Origin of the sequence: Breoghania corrubedonensis (assembly GCF_003053845.1) — a bacterium.
Taxonomy (GTDB): Bacteria; Pseudomonadota; Alphaproteobacteria; order Rhizobiales; family Stappiaceae; genus Breoghania; species Breoghania corrubedonensis.
The window spans coordinates 1,498,957-1,514,639 of record NZ_QAYG01000001.1 but is presented as its reverse complement, the minus strand read 5'-3'; the positions used below and the strand labels follow the sequence as shown (position 1 = coordinate 1,514,639).

Here is a 15,683-nt window from a genome sequence, read left to right as displayed (position 1 = left end):
TCCATCGGAGGATGCGGAAGGTTTGTTGACGGTATTCTTGGTTTCGCTCATCGACATCACCCCATTCGACGGGCCGCATGAGACAACGCGCAGGCCCAGAAGATCCTCTCGTCCGTCCTCTATCGTCTTGCGCCGCATCTGACCATAGTCAGCTTATGCAAATGCGCTCACCCCCAACCGAGAGTTGCGATGAGGAGGATGAGGCCCAGTGCGAAAACCAGCACCGAGCCGCCGATCTCCACCATCCGGTGCAACCGATGGCCAAGAGGACTGGCCTCACCCGCAAAGCGCATCGCAAGGCCCCGGGCCGTAACGGCGAAAACCGCTAGTGCCGAAACGGTCAACCCGGTTCCGAGCGCCATGACAAAGGTGGAAGCGATACCGGCCAGGACAAGCCCCTGAGACAACGCAAATACCAAAACGATAAGCGCACCGGTGCATGGCCTGAGGCCGACCGCGAGGATCACCGACCAAGCGCGCGCCAGGGTAATCGGCTTTTCCAACATGATCGGATCAGGCGCATGGGCATGACCACAGCCCCCGCACGCCCCATGAGCATCACTATGATCGTGCCCGTGATGGTCGTGCCCGTGATGGCCATGTCCATGTTGGTGATCGTGATGGTGGTCATGACCAGGTTCGGCAAAGGCCGGCACTCGCAGGAGGCCCCGAAATGCCTTGGTCCAGATCATCCAGGCACCGAGCGCCGTGATCATCGCATACGAACCGACCTCGAAGATCGCGGTGGTCTTCGTGATGGCGATCGAGGTCATGTTGAGAACAACCGCGGCAATGCCGATCAGCAGGACAGCCGTCATCGCCTGAGCCATTGCCGAGGCGAAGGAAAGAACCACCGCCTTTTTCACCGTTTGCCGGTTGGCAAGAACATAAGTCGAGATCACCGCCTTGCCGTGACCAGGTCCTGCGGCATGGAAGACACCGTAGGCAAAGGAGAGCCCGGCGAGCCACCATCCCGCATGCCCGTCGGTCTTGAGGTCCTGCAATGAGGCGGTAAGAGACCTGTAGAAGTTCGCCTGGTTCCTCGCGATCCAACCGAAAAAGCCGGCAAACCAGCCTCCGGGAACGGTTGAAGGTTCCGGCAGACCTACGCCGAAGGGGGAGTTTGCGGCCCGCGCGATTTCCGCTGACATGACCAAGGCAGTCAGGACCAGAGCCATGCATGCGCCTTGTTGCAATCTGCTCTTCGTGCAAGATCGGCTCATGGGCAATTCAAGATCGCCTCGTTGCTCCATGTTGACGTCTCCGTCATGAACTGGGAAGGCAGATCGCGCACATCGGCCGGTATCTGCGCCAACTCCGCAGCCAGCGCCGGATCGGGCTTTCCGGCGAAATGAGTGCTTAATCCACATCCTGCCGGCGCATCGCTCAGGACGAAAGGATCTTGCTTGGTCATGGAGAAGTCGACGAAATAGCTCGGATCATAGACCTCGAGAATGGTCTTCTTTCCGGCCACCGCAACCGGTTTCGCAAGTGGCAATGTGTAGAAAAGCGTCAGCCGACCATCGGAAAAATCTAGCCAGTACTCGGACGGATCGACGAATTTCTGATCTTTCCGAGCCACGCTCAAATAGGTGAAAAAGTCGTATTCCTTCAGGGATTCAACGTTCACCTTGGCAAGTGGCTGCAATTCGTCGTGCGTGAGTACACCATCTCCGTTCGCATCCAGTCCTTGCACCGCAAAGGCGGTGAACGCCGGATCGAAGCGCCAGACATGACGGATGCTGACAAGTCTGGCTTCCTTGTCGAAGACGAGCTCGCTGCGCGCCTCCACGAACACGTGCGGATGCGACGCTGCGGGCAACGCGCCGAGAATCCAGGCGGACACGCCAAGGACGATAGTCTTGATGGCAATTCCTTGGTGGCTACACCGCATGATGAGATCTCTTGCAGATTGGGCCGAATAACGTTGCGGCTACCACACTGACCCCCTCTTCCTGCGGCGTGAACGCGGCAAAAGCAAGACCTGGCTACTGACTTTCCGGGATCTCGCAACACCCGCCCTGCACCCGCTAGCGAAAGCCATCGGAGATCATCCCCGAACGATTGTTCCGCCGGGTATTCAATGGCTTCAGGTTATATCACCCCGGAGGGGGCAAGGAATAAATTTTCGATACAATGAAAATGGACGGGAGATAATTGACGGATTATTGCTCCAAGCTGTCAAAACGAACCTGAAATTTCCGTTCTTAACGTTCATTATTCTCAATAGAAAAACGCCTCGATAACGGGGCGATCTTCCAGTCATCAACCGCAACAGGTTGGAAAAAACGGGGCGCGGCGGTTCCATACCGCCTCTCGCAAATGAACGCCCGGGCGCAAAATTCTGGGAACGAGGACGAAAATGAACATTTCTACCCCGCACAGGGTCGGAGAAGACGATCCTATTGACGTATTTGACCATCCCGAATTCCGGGGGCACGAACAGATCGTGTTCGGTCATGACGCGGCGAGCGGCTTGAAAACGATCATCGCCATCCACGACACGCGATTGGGACCGGCCGCCGGCGGCTGCCGGATGTGGCGATATGAAAGCGGCGACGCCGCTCTCACGGACGCATTGCGCCTTTCGCGCGGCATGACATACAAGAACGCACTCGCCGGCCTGGACTTCGGCGGCGGCAAGGCCGTCATCATCGCCGACGCGCAAAAGGACAAGACGGAAGCGTTGCTGGAGGCCTTCGGCACCCAGGTGGAGCGTCTCGCGGGACGCTATCGAACGGCCGAAGACGTCGGGATCTCAACCGCGGACATGGATGTCGTGGCCCGCAGAACCGCCTTTGCGCTGGGCACCGCCAAAACGGGCCTCGGCGACCCGTCACCCTATACGGCACTGGGTGTCTTTGAGGGCATCAAGGCTGCCGTGCGGTTCCGTCTGAAGCACGACGACCTTTCCGGTCTGACGGTCTCGGTACAAGGGCTCGGCAATGTCGGGTTCGGCGTCGCACGGTATCTGTACGAGGCCGGAGCACGGCTGGTCGTTTCCGATATCAACGACCGTTCTGTCGCCCGCGCCATCGAGACTTTCAGCGCCCGACCCGTCGATCCGAATGCCGCTCACAAGACGGATGCAGACATATTCTGTCCCTGTGCGCTTGGGGCCGGTCTCAACTCCGTCACGATCCCGGAAATCAGGGCCGGCATCGTGGCGGGCGCCGCCAATAATCAGCTTGCGAGCGATCAGGACGGCAAGCGGCTGCTCGATGCCGGTATCCTTTATGCACCCGACTACGCCATCAATGCCGGCGGTATCATCTCCATCGCGCTGGCCGGTCCTGGTGATAAGGATACGCTGGTTCGCGAGAAGACAATCGCGATCGGCCAGACCCTGACGCGCATCTTCGAACGCGCGCAGACGGAAAACCTGCCGACGCAGACCATCGCCGACAAGCTCGCGCAGGAACGCCTGTCCTCCGCCGTTTGATCGCGGCCCGAAGCTCTCGCGTCATCCCCGCCGCTCAACCCGGCCGCCACAAGCGGTCGGGATCAAACCGGTGAACGTCTTCCAGCAACTCCACGAAGGCATGAGCGGCATGGTCGAGCGATGCGAACCCCTTTTCCGCCGTAGCCGCAGCCGCATTGCCCAATGCGCCTTTCGCGCCCAGGTCCTGTGCCTTCCATCCGAACTGCACCGGCCCGTGACCACGCAGATGTTTGAATTCCTGTATGAAATTCAGTTGGTTGGATTTGAAATCCTCAAGCCTGTCGCGCCTTATGAGATCGGGATGCAAGTGCATCATGATCGACGTCTCAACGTCGCCTCCGTGGATGCCATAGGTAAATTCTTCGGAGGGAAAGACACCGTCCGGCTGACCGAAGCGAGACCACGCGGTTGCGACGACAAGCATGTCGTAACGGACGCGCAACTCACGCGCCACGATATCGATGATTGGCACGTTGCCACCGTGCGAGTTCACAATGATGAGCTTACGGATACCGGCGCGATGAACGCTATCACCGATCTCGAGCCACAAGTTTGTCAGCGTGTCCCAATTCGCCGTCAGTGTGCCGGGAGAGGAAATGTGCTCGTTCGACTTCCCAACCGCCTGCACCGGCAGGAAGGTCGCTGGCAAGTCCTGCGGAAGCAGTTCCAGAACGCGCGCGATCTGACCGTTGGCGATTGCCGTATCGGTCGCCACTGGCAAATGCGGCCCATGCTGCTCGATTGCCGCCACCGGAAGCACGGCAATCCAGGATGAAGTATCACCTTCCACGAAATCGACGGTTGTCATTTCGTGCCAGAAATGTCGAGGAAGCATGGGGTCACTCCGGGCGGTAGGGTGTGCATTCATATGCACACCCTAAATCGCTTTCCGTTCGCGAGAAACCGCCAGAGCGAGAAAAACACTCTGCATCAACGCGTTGGCGAGACAGATGCCTTCGGGAGTGGGGTCGGAGAAAGGCCGGGATACTCCCATCGCTATCCGGCAGATCACACCTCCCCCCACACCACCTTGGCCATCAATTGCCGAACCAGGACCGCACCAGAAATGTCACGGCGGCAACCGTCAGGCCTCCTGCCGCCCACAGGCCGGCGATCCAGCTCAAGCGAGGGGACCAGAACCGGAAACGACGCTTCGGCAAGGGTTTGCTGGGACGTGTATGCATCAGGGAATAAGCGTACTTCTCGTGAAAAGTCATCATTGCGAGCCTCCCGAGTCTCTTGCCCCGGAAAATCCAAAATGCGTCAGTTGAACCGCATGCGAGCCAATGGCACCGCCACGGCACACACATCGGCCCATCTGCCGCGCCACGACCGCATTCAGGCCCTTTCCCACGGGGCGCAATGCGTGCGGCAGGCCCATCCAGCCTCCGAATGAAAAACGTGCACTCTCATATTTGCCCCCCACCCGGGCCAGTCGTTCGGCGTCATAGTCGAACATCGTAATTCCTGCTGTATTTTTCCGCGTGAGAGAAAAGGTAATTTGGACGTCACGCAATTTGATGGCAATGGCGGCCGGCAAGCTACTTTGCCGCAGTGACAGCTCGTCGCGCGTCCAATTTTCACTTCTCCGTAACTCTGCCAATGTTCGAAAAGCGCCAATGAGACCATAATTACGCTGGGTTAGCTCTTATCCTGATACGCGCTTATGGCGGGGCTTCATGGTCGCAGCGATCGGACCCTATGCCGCCGCATTGGCGGCGCCGGACAGGTTCACTGGTGGACAGCCCTCGCCCGCCAGTGGACGAAATTTGCCTGTTGACGAAAAAGGGAACGGCGCCACTGCGACTGAACTCACAGAGGAAGAACAGCAGCGCGTAAGCGAACTGAAGAAGAGGGATGCTGAGGTCAGAGCGCACGAACAGGCACATGCTTCCGCCGGCGGAACGCTCTCCGGATCTCCCAGCTTCGAAACCGAACGCGGGCCTGACGGGCGGACATACGCGGTTGGCGGCGAAGTCGCCATCGACGTCTCGCCCGCTCAGACACCCGACGCCACCATGGCGAAGGCGGATCAGATCGTGCGCGCCGCCCTCGCGCCCGCAGACCCATCGCCCCAGGACATGCGCGTTGCCGCCGCCGCACGTGAGATGCGAGCACAAGCGCAGGCCGAGCTGATCAAGTTGCAGGCCGAGGAGCTGGGTAGCGGCGCCAATGAAGCGGGAGGCGGCGCAGACACACCTCGCGCCTCGGGCGAAACGAACGCCGATGCGAACTTCTCCGCTCAACGCGCCTATGCGGAGGCCAGTCAGATTCTCGCGCCGCCGCCCGCGTAAGCGGTCCGCCTCAAATGCTGATGGGCCCCCGGCGGCGGCGTTGTCGTGACCGCGCAACAAGGAGCCGATATCGTTTCGTCATCATGACAAGACGTGATTCGGCATTCAGTATCTTCCTGATTTTCCTGCGCCTCGGGCTCACCTCTTTTGGCGGCCCGATCGCCCATCTTGGCTATTATCGCCGGGAGTTCGTCGATCGGCGTCGCTGGATCGATGATCAAACCTACGCGGATCTTGTCGCGCTCAGCCAGTTTCTTCCCGGTCCCGCGTCCAGCCAGACGGGTTTCGCCATCGGGCTGATGCGAGGCGGTTTACGGGGGGCCGTCGCCGCCTTTCTCGGATTTACCTTGCCCTCGGCGGCAATCATGCTGGGTGTTGCATATGGGAGCGTACTGCTCGAAGACGGTCTCGGCGGTGCCCTCGTGCATGGACTCAAGCTCGTGGCCGTGGCCGTCGTCGCCCAAGCGGTCCAGGGCATGGCGCGAAACCTGTGTCCCGATGCCCCTCGCGCCGCCATTGCGTTCTTCGCCATGGCGCTTGTCCTGCTCTCGCCTGGCTCTCTGGTACAACTCGCAGCAATGCTGCTCGCCGGCCTGGTCGGTTTGCTCGCCTGCCGCGATGCTGAGGAGACACGGCCCGCCATCACCGCAACCTTGAACCATAACCGCGCTGCGGTGCTCGCTCTTCTGCTGTTCGCAACACTGCTTTTCGCGTTGCCCCAGCTGAGTTCTGCAACGAATAACGGCGTGCTGCGGCTTGCCGATATCTTCTACCAGGCCGGCGCACTGGTCTTTGGCGGTGGCCATGTCGTCCTGCCCCTGCTCCAGGCGACGACCGTGGAAACCGGGCTTGTCGGCGGGAGTGATTTTCTGGCGGGTTACGGCGCAGCGCAGGCCCTGCCGGGCCCTCTTTTCGCCTTTTCCGCCTATCTTGGTGCCTTGATGCCACTCGGCGTGAGCCCGCCCGTGGCAGCCATGGTGGCACTCCTTGCAATCTTCCTGCCCGGCTTTCTGCTCGTCTACGGCGCACTGCCCTTCTGGCAGGCAATGCGCGCGTCAGGCCACGTGCGAGGTATCTTGAAGGGCGTGAATGCAGGTGTCGTCGGCCTTCTTGCAGCGGCGTTCTACGATCCGATCTGGACCTCGAGCATCCTTTCTCCACTCGATCTTGTTCTTGCGGGGGGAGCCTTCCTTCTCCTCACGGTTCTCAAGCAGGGGTCCGGCCGTGTCGTCGCGGCCATGCTGGCGAGCAGCACCGCGCTCCATTTTTCCGGCGTCTTCTGAGCAGAAGCAAATCCACGCAAAAACGCTGCCGCCGCCCGTGGTCACGCGAGATGGCTTGCAACCGATTCCGCGAAAACATAGACGCCAAGCAAAAGCAGAGCGACGAAGAAGATCCGTCGAAACTGCACCTCGGAGAGCCGGCGGCGCAGTTTCTGCCCGATGAAGACACCGGTGAGTGCAGGCACAACAGCGAGAACGGATCCCACGCCCAGAGAGACGGATACAAGCCCACTTCCGCCCAAAGCGGCCGCAAGCGCAATCGTGGACCCGAGATAGAGCATACCCATCGCCTGGATGAGCTGCTCGCGAGGCAGGCCGATCCCTTGAAGGAACATCACGCCCGGCACCGAATAGGAGCCGGTCATGCCGGAGAAGACGCCGTTGATCAGCCCGAGAACGACCCCGACCCATCCTTCGCGGTGAGACGGCACGCTCAGGCGAATGCCCGCGAGATTGACCGAACTGTAGGAGATGAGAAGCACACCCAGCAGCGCCGTCAGCAGGTCGAGATCGACCAGGGTCAGTGCGCTTGCTCCGATGGGAACGGTCACGGTCGCCGCAAGCAGGAACGGCCAGACCCGGTGCAGCACCTGACGCGCATGGCCGCCTGCGAAAGCCTGCCAGACATTCGTGAGAAAGGCCGGCACCAGCATCAACGCCATGGCCTGCGGCAAGCCGATGAACGCCGTCAGAAGCCCCAGCGAGATCGTCGGAAGACCAAGTCCGATCGTTCCCTTGATAAGCCCGGCAAACAGGAAGACGCCGAAGGCGATGACGGCAAGCGAAGGATCGGACAGCACAGGCGGGCTCACTGAATCAGGGGAAAGTCGAGACGATGCGGCGAATTCTCTAGATGGATTCCAGAAACCGCTTCGCCGCTTCGCCGTGTTCGCGCCTCAACCGTTCGATGTCCATATGTACCGGCACCGCGTCTTCCACTTTCCAGTCGCCGGCAATCATCACGCGGTCGGCCGAGTGCGCACCGCAGAGCACGAGCGTGGCGAGGGGATCACCACCACCGGAAAAGCGCAACTCGTCGAGCGTGTAGAACGCCATATCCGCCTGCTTTCCGACTGCGATCTTCCCGATATCATCACGACCGAGACACCGCGCGGAGCCTTCGGTGGCCCAGCGAAGGGCATCGAAATGACTGACAGTCGCGTCGTAGGTGAGCCGGTTGATCATCAGCGCGTGACGAACGCCCTCCATAAGGTTGGAATTGTCGTTCGACGCAGACCCGTCGACACCAAGACCGACCGGACTACCGGCGGCTTCCAATTCCTTCGTCCGGCACTGACCGGAGGCGAGCACCATGTTGGACGTCGGGCAATGGCAGACGCCGACACAATGGTGACCGAGCTTCTTCACTTCCGCATCGTTGAAATGAATGCCGTGCGCGAGCCAGACGCGTTCGTTCAGCCAGCCAACCTCCTCCAGATAGTCGACCGGACGACACTGGAAGTGGTGTTCGCAATAGGCGTTCTCATCAAGCGTTTCGCCCAGATGCGTATGCAGCCGACAGTCGTATTTTTCCGCCAGGCCGACACTTTCCTTCATGAGGTGTCTGGTCACGGTGAATGGCGCACACGGAGACAGGGCGACCTGGATGAAGGAGCCTTCCGAAGGGTCGTGGTACTTCTGCAGAACACGCTCGCAATCCGCGAGGATCGTATCCTCGTCCTGCACCGCGCCGTCAGGCGGCAGGCCGCCATCCTTTTCCGACAGGTTCATCGATCCGCGCGACACGGTCATCCGGATACCGAGACGCTGAGCCTCCTCCACCTGGATGTCCATCGCCCCCTCAAGTCCGGCCGGGAAGAGATAGTGGTGATCGGCGGCCGTCGTGCAACCGGACATCATGAGTTCAGTCAACGCCAGGCGCGTGCCGAGCCGGAAGGTCTCCGGTGTGACGTTCTTGGTCCAGATCGGATAGAGCGCCTTCAACCAAGGAAACAATTCCTTGTTGATCGCGGAAGGGTGCGCGCGCGTCAGCGTCTGGAAGAAGTGGTGATGCGTGTTGACGAGGCCCGGGATGATCACATGGCGCGATGCATCGAAGATCTCGTCATATGCGGCAGGTTCGGCCCCTCTTCCCACGAGCTCGACGATGGCGCCGTCCTCGGTCACGACACCGCGTTCCGCGTTTTCCGCAAGGATGGCGATGGGGTCCTTGATCCACAGACGCATTCAAACCTCTTTATATGTTCCAACAATCCCGCGTTTCGTTAAAACTACGCGACCTTTGCTGCCAGCGCCTCGATTTCGACCACAAACTCTTCACGGGTGAAGCCGCAAACGATCATAAGCGTCGACGCCGGCGGTGGAGTTCCGATGAAGGCGTCTCTGGCGGCCATGTATCCCGCCATGTGTTCGCGAGCGGTAACATAGGCGTTGAGGCGCACGATGTCGCTGACATCCATCCCCGCTTCCCGCAACAAGGCGCGGATCGCCTCGAAACAGAGCTTCGACTGCGCCTCCGCCCCATCCGGGATCGCATCGTCCGCTGCGATCCCAAGCTGGCCTGAGCAGACGAGCAGCCGGCTTCCAACGGGGATTTCCACCCCGTGGCTATAACGGGCAAAGGGCGTGCGGATCTGCTCGGGAACGAGATGCCTCAACATGGCGATGGCCTCCGTGTAGGTTCGCAGCCTAGCTCACTGAGACAACTATGAAAATCGCCTTGATGCGGAAATATCGCTCGCAGACGGATCACCGCCATTCAAGGCGATCGACCTTTGGCACAGACTGCGCCTTCGAAACGATCTCAAAGAGCTGCTTTTTTAGGCAATGAGGCTGCGGTAACGTAAGTGCGCATTGGACAGGAACGTTCCGCAAGGCAAGCAACAGAGGAGGAACAGCGGGGCGCAAATCGAGCCAATCATTGTTTTGGCAAATAAACTCGCGGAAGAAGCCGATGCTATGGAGGGCTTCTGGCATGGCTCTTGCGATTTTCGTCGGGATGCGCCGATCAGATTGAGGTCGGAGGCAGAATGGAGGGACCCGCAGGGTCAACAGGGGGATTTCACCATGAAACGTATGGTCGGACTTGGAATAGCGGTACTGACACTGTCGGGTGCGCTGGCCGCGACGGCCCCGGCCCTGGCGCTTGATGAAGTCAAGTTTGGAACCAACTGGCTCGCCCAGGCGGAGCATGGAGGTTTCTACCAGGCCGTCGTGGACGGTACTTACGAGAAGTACGGCCTCAAGGTCGAAATCGTTCAGGGAGGCCCGCAGGCCGCGAACCGCGCTCTGCTGATGGCCGACAAGATCGATTTCTACATGAACGGCAACCTGCTCGGTTCCTTCTCGGCCGTGGAACAGGGTATTCCGCTGATCGAGGTCGCCGCAATCTTTCAAAAGGATCCGCAGGTCCTCATCGCCCATCCCGATCAGGGGCTGGAAACGTTCGAGGATCTCGCGAAACTTCCGACCATCTTCATGGGCAAGGACGGCTATTCCTCATACTTTCAGTGGATGAAGAAGGCGTTCGAGGGTTTCTCCGACGCGCAGTACAAGCCCTACACCTTCAATCCCGCACCTTTCATCGCCGACGAGCAATCGGCCCAGCAGGGTTACGTCACATCCGAGCCCTATGCGATCGAGACGGAAGGGGGTTTCAAGCCAAAGCTCTTCCTGCTCGCGGATGCTGGTTTTGAAACCTATTCGACCACAATCGAAGCCAAGGTCGGTTTCGTGGAAGACAACAAGGATCTCGTCCAGCGCTTCGTCGATGCCTCGATCATCGGATGGTACAATTACCTTTACGGCGACAACGAAGCCGCCAACGCCGCGATCAAGAAAGACAATCCGGAAATGACCGATGGTCAGATCGCGTTCTCCATCAAGACGATGAAGGAGTTCGGACTGGTTGAATCCGGCGAGGCCCTGGAGAGTGGGATCGGCTGCATGAAGGCAGCCCGCGTAACAGCCTTCTATGACCAGATGGTCGATGCTGGCGTGGTGAAGGCCGATCTCGACGTGAGCAAGATCTACACGACCGATTTTGTCTGCAAGGGCGTCGGCATGGACTTGAAGAAGTAGCCGCCAGGCCCCCACTCCAGGATCGTTCCTTCGGGCGTTGCGGCGGAAGCTTGACAAAGTCAGCCGAGGCTCCGCCCGATCCGAACCGCAGCATGCATCATCGTGGCCGCCGCCGGCTCTCCTGGCGCTAAACGGACCGAAAAATTGAAAACCTCGCCAACTGACAGAAATGACGCACTAGGACAGGCGACCGGCACGGTTGCGAAAGCTCCTGCGCTGGTGTCCCTCAAGAACGTCTCGAAAACCTTCGCAAACGGCACGGTCGCCCTGCGCGACATGTCCCTCGACATTTCGCGAGGGGACTTTGTCAGCCTTCTGGGGCCATCGGGTTGTGGCAAGTCGACCGCGCTTCGCATCATCGCCGGTCTGGGCGATGCTTCCTCCGGCTCGCTCGCGTGGCCGGTACGATCGCCGGTCGATGACAAAAGCGGAACCGGCGGTCCCAATCAGGATATCAGCTTCGTCTTTCAGGAGCCGACGCTGATGCCTTGGGCAAGCGTCTTTTCCAACGTCTACCTGCCACTGCGGCTCAAGGGCCTTTCCAGGACCGCAGCACGGGAAGACGTGATGGACGCGCTGCAAATGGTTGGTCTTGAGAGCTCCGCCGGAAGCTATCCGCGCGAATTGTCCGGCGGCATGAAGATGCGGGTTTCGATCGCTCGCGCCCTCGTCACCAAGCCGAAGTTGCTGCTGATGGACGAACCCTTTGCAGCACTTGATGAAATCACCCGGTTCAAACTCAACAACGATCTCCTGCATCTGTGGGAAAAGTTCGGCTGGACGGTCATCTTCGTCACGCATTCCGTCTTCGAGAGCGTCTATCTCTCCAACCGGATCATCGTCATGGCGGCGCGACCCGGCCGCGTCGTTCAGGACATCGCCGTTGATGCACCCTACCCTCGCGAAGAGGAATTCCGGACCTCCGATACCTACAACGACTACTGCCGCCAGGCGTCCCAGGCCCTGCACAGCGCTATGGAGGTGAGTGAACCGGCATGACCATGGCCACCGTCGATAACCAACATTCGCTTTCCGGTGAAAAGAACCGGAAAGCGACCAAATCCCTTCCAGAAGCGGCACGATGGATTTCCGTCGCTGGGCGGATGGCTATCCCGCTGATGATGCTGGTTCTGCTGATAACCGCCTGGTCGCTCTATGTCTGGGCCTTCGACGTGCCGCACTACATTCTGCCAAGCCCGATGCGCGTGGCTGTTGCGCTTTACACGGACTGGCCAATCCTCGCGCCCGCACTTCTTGTCACGCTCAAGATCACGTTCACCGCGCTCACCATAGCGCTTGTAGGTGGTGTCGCCCTTGCGGTTCTGATGGCCCAGTCCCGCATCGCGGAACGCGCTCTCTATCCTTATGCGGTCATCCTGCAGGTTACCCCGATCGTCGCGATCGCCCCGCTGATCCTCATTTATGCCCCCTCAACACAGGCCGCGCTGCTCATTTGCGCGTGGATCGTCGCCTTCTTTCCAATCCTTTCCAACACCGTGCAGGGGCTCAAATCGACGGATCACAATCTTCTGAATCTCTTCGAGCTTTATGGCGCCAGCCGCTGGCAGACATTGGTCTACCTGAAGATGCCGAACGCACTGCCCTATTTCCTGGCCGGCCTCAAGATCGCCGGCGGTCTTGCTCTCATCGCCGCCGTGGTCGCGGAATTTGCAGCCGGCTCGGCCGGTGCCGGATCAGGGCTCGCCTTCCGCCTTCTGGAATCTCAATTCCGGCTCAACATCCCCCGCCTCTTCGCCGCGCTCTTCCTGCTCTCCCTTACCGGCGTGGCCATCTTCCTCACCACAAACACCATTTCCTATCTGCTGCTCCGCAAGTGGCACGAAAGTGCTCTGAAAAGGGAAAATTGACGTGACAGAGTTCGCCGTTCTGGACGGCGCCGAAAGCTACCTTCTGGCCAACGCCACGGTTCTACCGGTGTTGGTGGAAGGCGCCGGGCTCAAGCCGGATGACCGAGGCCTGGCCCGCGTCGATATACGGATCGATGGAGCCACCATCACCCGTATCGATCCCTCACGCCCCCGGAACAACGCCCTGGGCGCGGATCCCGCGACCGTCGTCGATCTCGACGCCGGCATGATCCTGCCAACCCTTGTCGATAGCCACGTGCATCTCGACAAGGGGCACATCTGGCCGCGGCACGCCAACGCTGACGGAACCTTCCCCAGCGCCCTTCAGACAGTGTCCCAAGACCGCATCGCCAACTGGTCGGCCGAAGACGTGCGCGCTCGTATGGATTTTGCGCTTCGTTGCGCCTATGCGCACGGAACCTCGCTGATCCGCACCCATATCGACAGCCTCCCCCCGCAGGATGAAATCACATGGCCGGTCCTGTGCGAGGTTATCGAAGACTGGTCTGACCGCCTCTCGCTGCACGGATCCTGCCTCTTTGGCATAGATCGCCTGGACAGTGACGACGGTTTTCTTCAACGCATTGCCAACCGCATCAAAGCGACGGACGGCGTTCTCGGCGCCGTGACCTACATGGTCCCGCGGCTGGACGAGCATCTCGATACGATCATGCAGGCGGCGGATGAACGCGGCCTCGATCTCGACTTCCACGTGGACGAAACCTCCAGCCCGGACGCAAGGAGCCTTGCGCGGATCGCCGAAGCAGCTCTGCGCAACAGATATTCCGGTAACATCCTTTGCGGCCATTGTTGTTCCCTCGCCTGCCAGGACGAGGCTGAGGCCGACCGCACCATGGACCTTGTTGCACGGGCCGGGATCGCCGTGGTTTCGCTGCCCATGTGCAACATGTACCTTCAGGGACGACGCAACCCTGGCGAAACGCCGGATACGCCGCGTTGGCGAGGCATAACGCTCTTGCACGAACTGAAACGGCGCGGCGTTCGCGTCATGGTCGCTTCGGACAATACGCGCGACCCGTTCTATGCCTATGGCGATCTCGACATGGTCGAAGTCTTCACGCAAGCGACCCGCATCGCGCATCTCGATCATCCGGCGTCGGACTGGATCCGGTCCGTAACCACGACGCCGGCCGATGTTCTGCGCCATCCCGACAAGGGGCGCCTTCGCGTCGGGGGGGGAGCGGACTTCATTGCGTTTCGAGGTCGGGATTTGTTCGAAATCATGGCGCGCCCATCCGCACCGCGCGACGTTTTCCGTAACGGCCGGCTTATTCCACGCATCCTGCCCGATTACCGAGAACTCGACGCTCTTATGGGAGAAGTTTCATGACCGACGTAAATCCCGGCCTCGAGCCGGTCCGCAAGGCCCTGCAAGACCTGTCGATCGAAGACAACCCCGCCATCGTCAAACAGAAAAGCCGCGACTTTTTCTGGTATTCGCCGGTTCTCAAGAAGCAGCTCGATCGGGTCACGGGCGATCTGGTCGTTACGCCCAGGACCGAAGACGAGGTCATTCGGGTGCTCAAGGCCTGTTTTGAACACGACGTGCCCGTAACCGTACGTGGTGCCGGCACAGGCAATTACGGCCAGGCAATGCCACTGGCCGGCGGCGTCGTGCTCAATCTGGCAGAACTCAACAAGATCAAGGAAATCGGCCCCGGCCGGGTGGTCTGCGAGGCCGGAGCGCTGATATCGGCAATTGATGACGCGACACGGCCGGGTGGACAGGAACTCAGGCTCCATCCCTCCACCTATCGGACCGCCACAATCGGGGGCTTTATCGCGGGAGGATCCGGCGGCATCGGCTCCATCCGCTGGGGCGGTCTTCGCGATCTGGGCAACGTTATCTCCGCCCGCGTGATCACCATGGAAGCGGAGCCGCGCATTCTCGACATGACGGGTGCGGATCTTGCCAAGGTGCTGCATGCCTATGGCACCAACGGCGTCATCACCGAAGTTGAGATGCCGCTTACCGCCGCCTATGACTGGGTGGATGTGATCGCCGGTTTCGACACGTTCATGGATGCGGCACGTTTTGCAGATGCGCTGGGGATGCAGGACGGCATCCTGCTCAAGGAGCTGGGCGTGATTTCGGCCCCAATTCCCCATGACTATTTCCTTCGCCACCGCAAGTATCTGCGGCCTGACCAATCCGTCTGCGTGATGATGGTCGCGCCTTTCGCCATGCCGGCTTTGGCGGCCTTTGCCGAGCACCGGAAAGCCGACCTCGTCTACCGCGCGGATACGGCAGAAGCCGACGAGAAGAAGGGGCTGCCGCCAGTCTTCGAATTGTCGTGGAACCACACGACCTTGCGTGGCCTGCGCGTGGATTCGACCATCACCTATCTTCAGATCCTCTACCCGTATCCTGACCAGATGAAGAAGGTCGACGCGATGACGAAGCTCTTCGGCGACGAGTTGCCCGGCCATCTGGAGTTTGTCCGCTTCGATGGCAACGTCACCTGCTTCGGTCTTCCTGTGGTCCGCTACACCAGCGACGAACGCCTCGAGGAGATCATCCGATTGCACGAGGAAGCTGGTTGCCCCGTATTCAATCCGCATCGTTACACGCTTGAAGAAGGTGGCATGAAGCAGACCGACGAGCAGCAGCTCGCGTTCAAGCGGGAGTCTGATCCAAAGGGTCTGCTCAACCCCGGAAAGATGATCGCCTGGGACGATCCCGATTTCGATTTCTCGGCTGATGGACCGTTTCTCTTCCAGGGTTTGAGGTAGC

The 15,683-nt window shown here is 60.0% G+C and carries 16 protein-coding genes; 8 read left to right on the top strand and 8 right to left on the bottom strand.

Going from position 1 to position 15,683, the window contains the following annotated elements:
- Positions 1 to 167: 167 nt before the first annotated feature.
- The gene (locus C8N35_RS06605; RefSeq protein ID WP_107988740.1) at positions 168 to 1,178 is read right to left on the bottom strand and encodes a nickel/cobalt transporter; all 1,011 of its coding nucleotides are present in this window, start codon (positions 1,176 to 1,178) and stop codon (positions 168 to 170) included.
- Between the two features lie 41 nt (positions 1,179 to 1,219).
- Complete coding sequence (locus tag C8N35_RS06600; protein WP_107988739.1) at positions 1,220 to 1,894, bottom strand: DUF1007 family protein; 675 nt, start codon at positions 1,892 to 1,894, stop codon at positions 1,220 to 1,222.
- A gap of 468 nt (positions 1,895 to 2,362) precedes the next feature.
- On the opposite strand from C8N35_RS06600, the gene C8N35_RS06595 reads away from it, so the two are divergent.
- Entirely contained in the window at positions 2,363 to 3,442 is a 1,080-nt protein-coding gene (locus C8N35_RS06595) for a Leu/Phe/Val dehydrogenase (protein ID WP_107988738.1), read from the top strand.
- Between the two features lie 34 nt (positions 3,443 to 3,476).
- Here C8N35_RS06595 and C8N35_RS06590 read toward each other — a convergent pair whose 3' ends face one another.
- The 3 genes from C8N35_RS06590 to C8N35_RS23585 form a co-directional block, all read right to left on the bottom strand.
- Complete coding sequence (locus C8N35_RS06590; protein WP_107988737.1) at positions 3,477 to 4,277, bottom strand: creatininase family protein; 801 nt, start codon at positions 4,275 to 4,277, stop codon at positions 3,477 to 3,479.
- 202 nt (positions 4,278 to 4,479) lie between these two features.
- A complete protein-coding gene (locus C8N35_RS23590) occupies positions 4,480 to 4,662 on the bottom strand; it encodes a hypothetical protein (protein WP_146177354.1) in 183 nt (60 codons plus the stop codon).
- Positions 4,659 to 4,901, bottom strand: a complete 243-nt coding sequence (locus C8N35_RS23585; RefSeq protein ID WP_146177353.1) for a hypothetical protein — start codon at positions 4,899 to 4,901, stop codon at positions 4,659 to 4,661. Before C8N35_RS23585 ends, C8N35_RS23590 begins: the two co-directional genes overlap by 4 nt.
- Positions 4,902 to 5,121: 220 nt before the next feature.
- On the opposite strand from C8N35_RS23585, the gene C8N35_RS06585 reads away from it, so the two are divergent.
- The gene (locus tag C8N35_RS06585; protein WP_107988736.1) at positions 5,122 to 5,736 is read left to right on the top strand and encodes a putative metalloprotease CJM1_0395 family protein; all 615 of its coding nucleotides are present in this window, start codon (positions 5,122 to 5,124) and stop codon (positions 5,734 to 5,736) included.
- Between the two features lie 83 nt (positions 5,737 to 5,819).
- Entirely contained in the window at positions 5,820 to 7,019 is a 1,200-nt protein-coding gene (gene chrA, locus C8N35_RS06580; RefSeq protein WP_107988735.1) for a chromate efflux transporter, read from the top strand.
- Positions 7,020 to 7,060: 41 nt separating this feature from the next.
- On the opposite strand, the gene C8N35_RS06575 is transcribed toward chrA, so the two are convergent.
- Genes C8N35_RS06575 through C8N35_RS06565 form a run of 3 tightly spaced genes read right to left on the bottom strand, consistent with a single transcriptional unit; the run spans position 7,061 to position 9,640 of the window.
- Entirely contained in the window at positions 7,061 to 7,819 is a 759-nt protein-coding gene (locus tag C8N35_RS06575) for a sulfite exporter TauE/SafE family protein (protein ID WP_107988734.1), read from the bottom strand.
- Between the two features lie 49 nt (positions 7,820 to 7,868).
- Positions 7,869 to 9,206 carry an 8-oxoguanine deaminase gene (locus C8N35_RS06570; RefSeq protein WP_107988733.1) on the bottom strand — a complete coding sequence of 446 codons (1,338 nt, stop codon included), beginning with the start codon at positions 9,204 to 9,206 and terminating at the stop codon, positions 7,869 to 7,871.
- A gap of 44 nt (positions 9,207 to 9,250) precedes the next feature.
- Positions 9,251 to 9,640: a RidA family protein gene (locus tag C8N35_RS06565; protein WP_107988732.1), complete on the bottom strand. Its 390-nt coding sequence runs from the start codon at positions 9,638 to 9,640 to the stop codon at positions 9,251 to 9,253.
- 415 nt (positions 9,641 to 10,055) lie between these two features.
- Here C8N35_RS06565 and C8N35_RS06560 point away from each other — a divergent pair, with 415 nt between their 5' ends.
- From C8N35_RS06560 to C8N35_RS06540, 5 genes are all read left to right on the top strand, one after another.
- Positions 10,056 to 11,060: an ABC transporter substrate-binding protein gene (locus C8N35_RS06560; RefSeq protein WP_107988731.1), complete on the top strand. Its 1,005-nt coding sequence runs from the start codon at positions 10,056 to 10,058 to the stop codon at positions 11,058 to 11,060.
- 276 nt (positions 11,061 to 11,336) lie between these two features.
- Positions 11,337 to 12,059 carry an ATP-binding cassette domain-containing protein gene (locus tag C8N35_RS06555; protein ID WP_107989130.1) on the top strand — a complete coding sequence of 241 codons (723 nt, stop codon included), beginning with the start codon at positions 11,337 to 11,339 and terminating at the stop codon, positions 12,057 to 12,059.
- A gap of 2 nt (positions 12,060 to 12,061) precedes the next feature.
- Positions 12,062 to 12,928, top strand: coding sequence for an ABC transporter permease (locus tag C8N35_RS06550; protein ID WP_107989129.1), 867 nt, complete (start codon positions 12,062 to 12,064; stop codon positions 12,926 to 12,928).
- 1 nt (position 12,929) lies between these two features.
- Positions 12,930 to 14,279, top strand: a complete 1,350-nt coding sequence (locus C8N35_RS06545) for a cytosine deaminase (protein WP_245926681.1) — start codon at positions 12,930 to 12,932, stop codon at positions 14,277 to 14,279.
- Entirely contained in the window at positions 14,276 to 15,682 is a 1,407-nt protein-coding gene (locus tag C8N35_RS06540; protein ID WP_107988730.1) for an FAD-binding oxidoreductase, read from the top strand. Before C8N35_RS06545 ends, C8N35_RS06540 begins: the two co-directional genes overlap by 4 nt.
- Position 15,683: the final 1 nt, after the last annotated feature.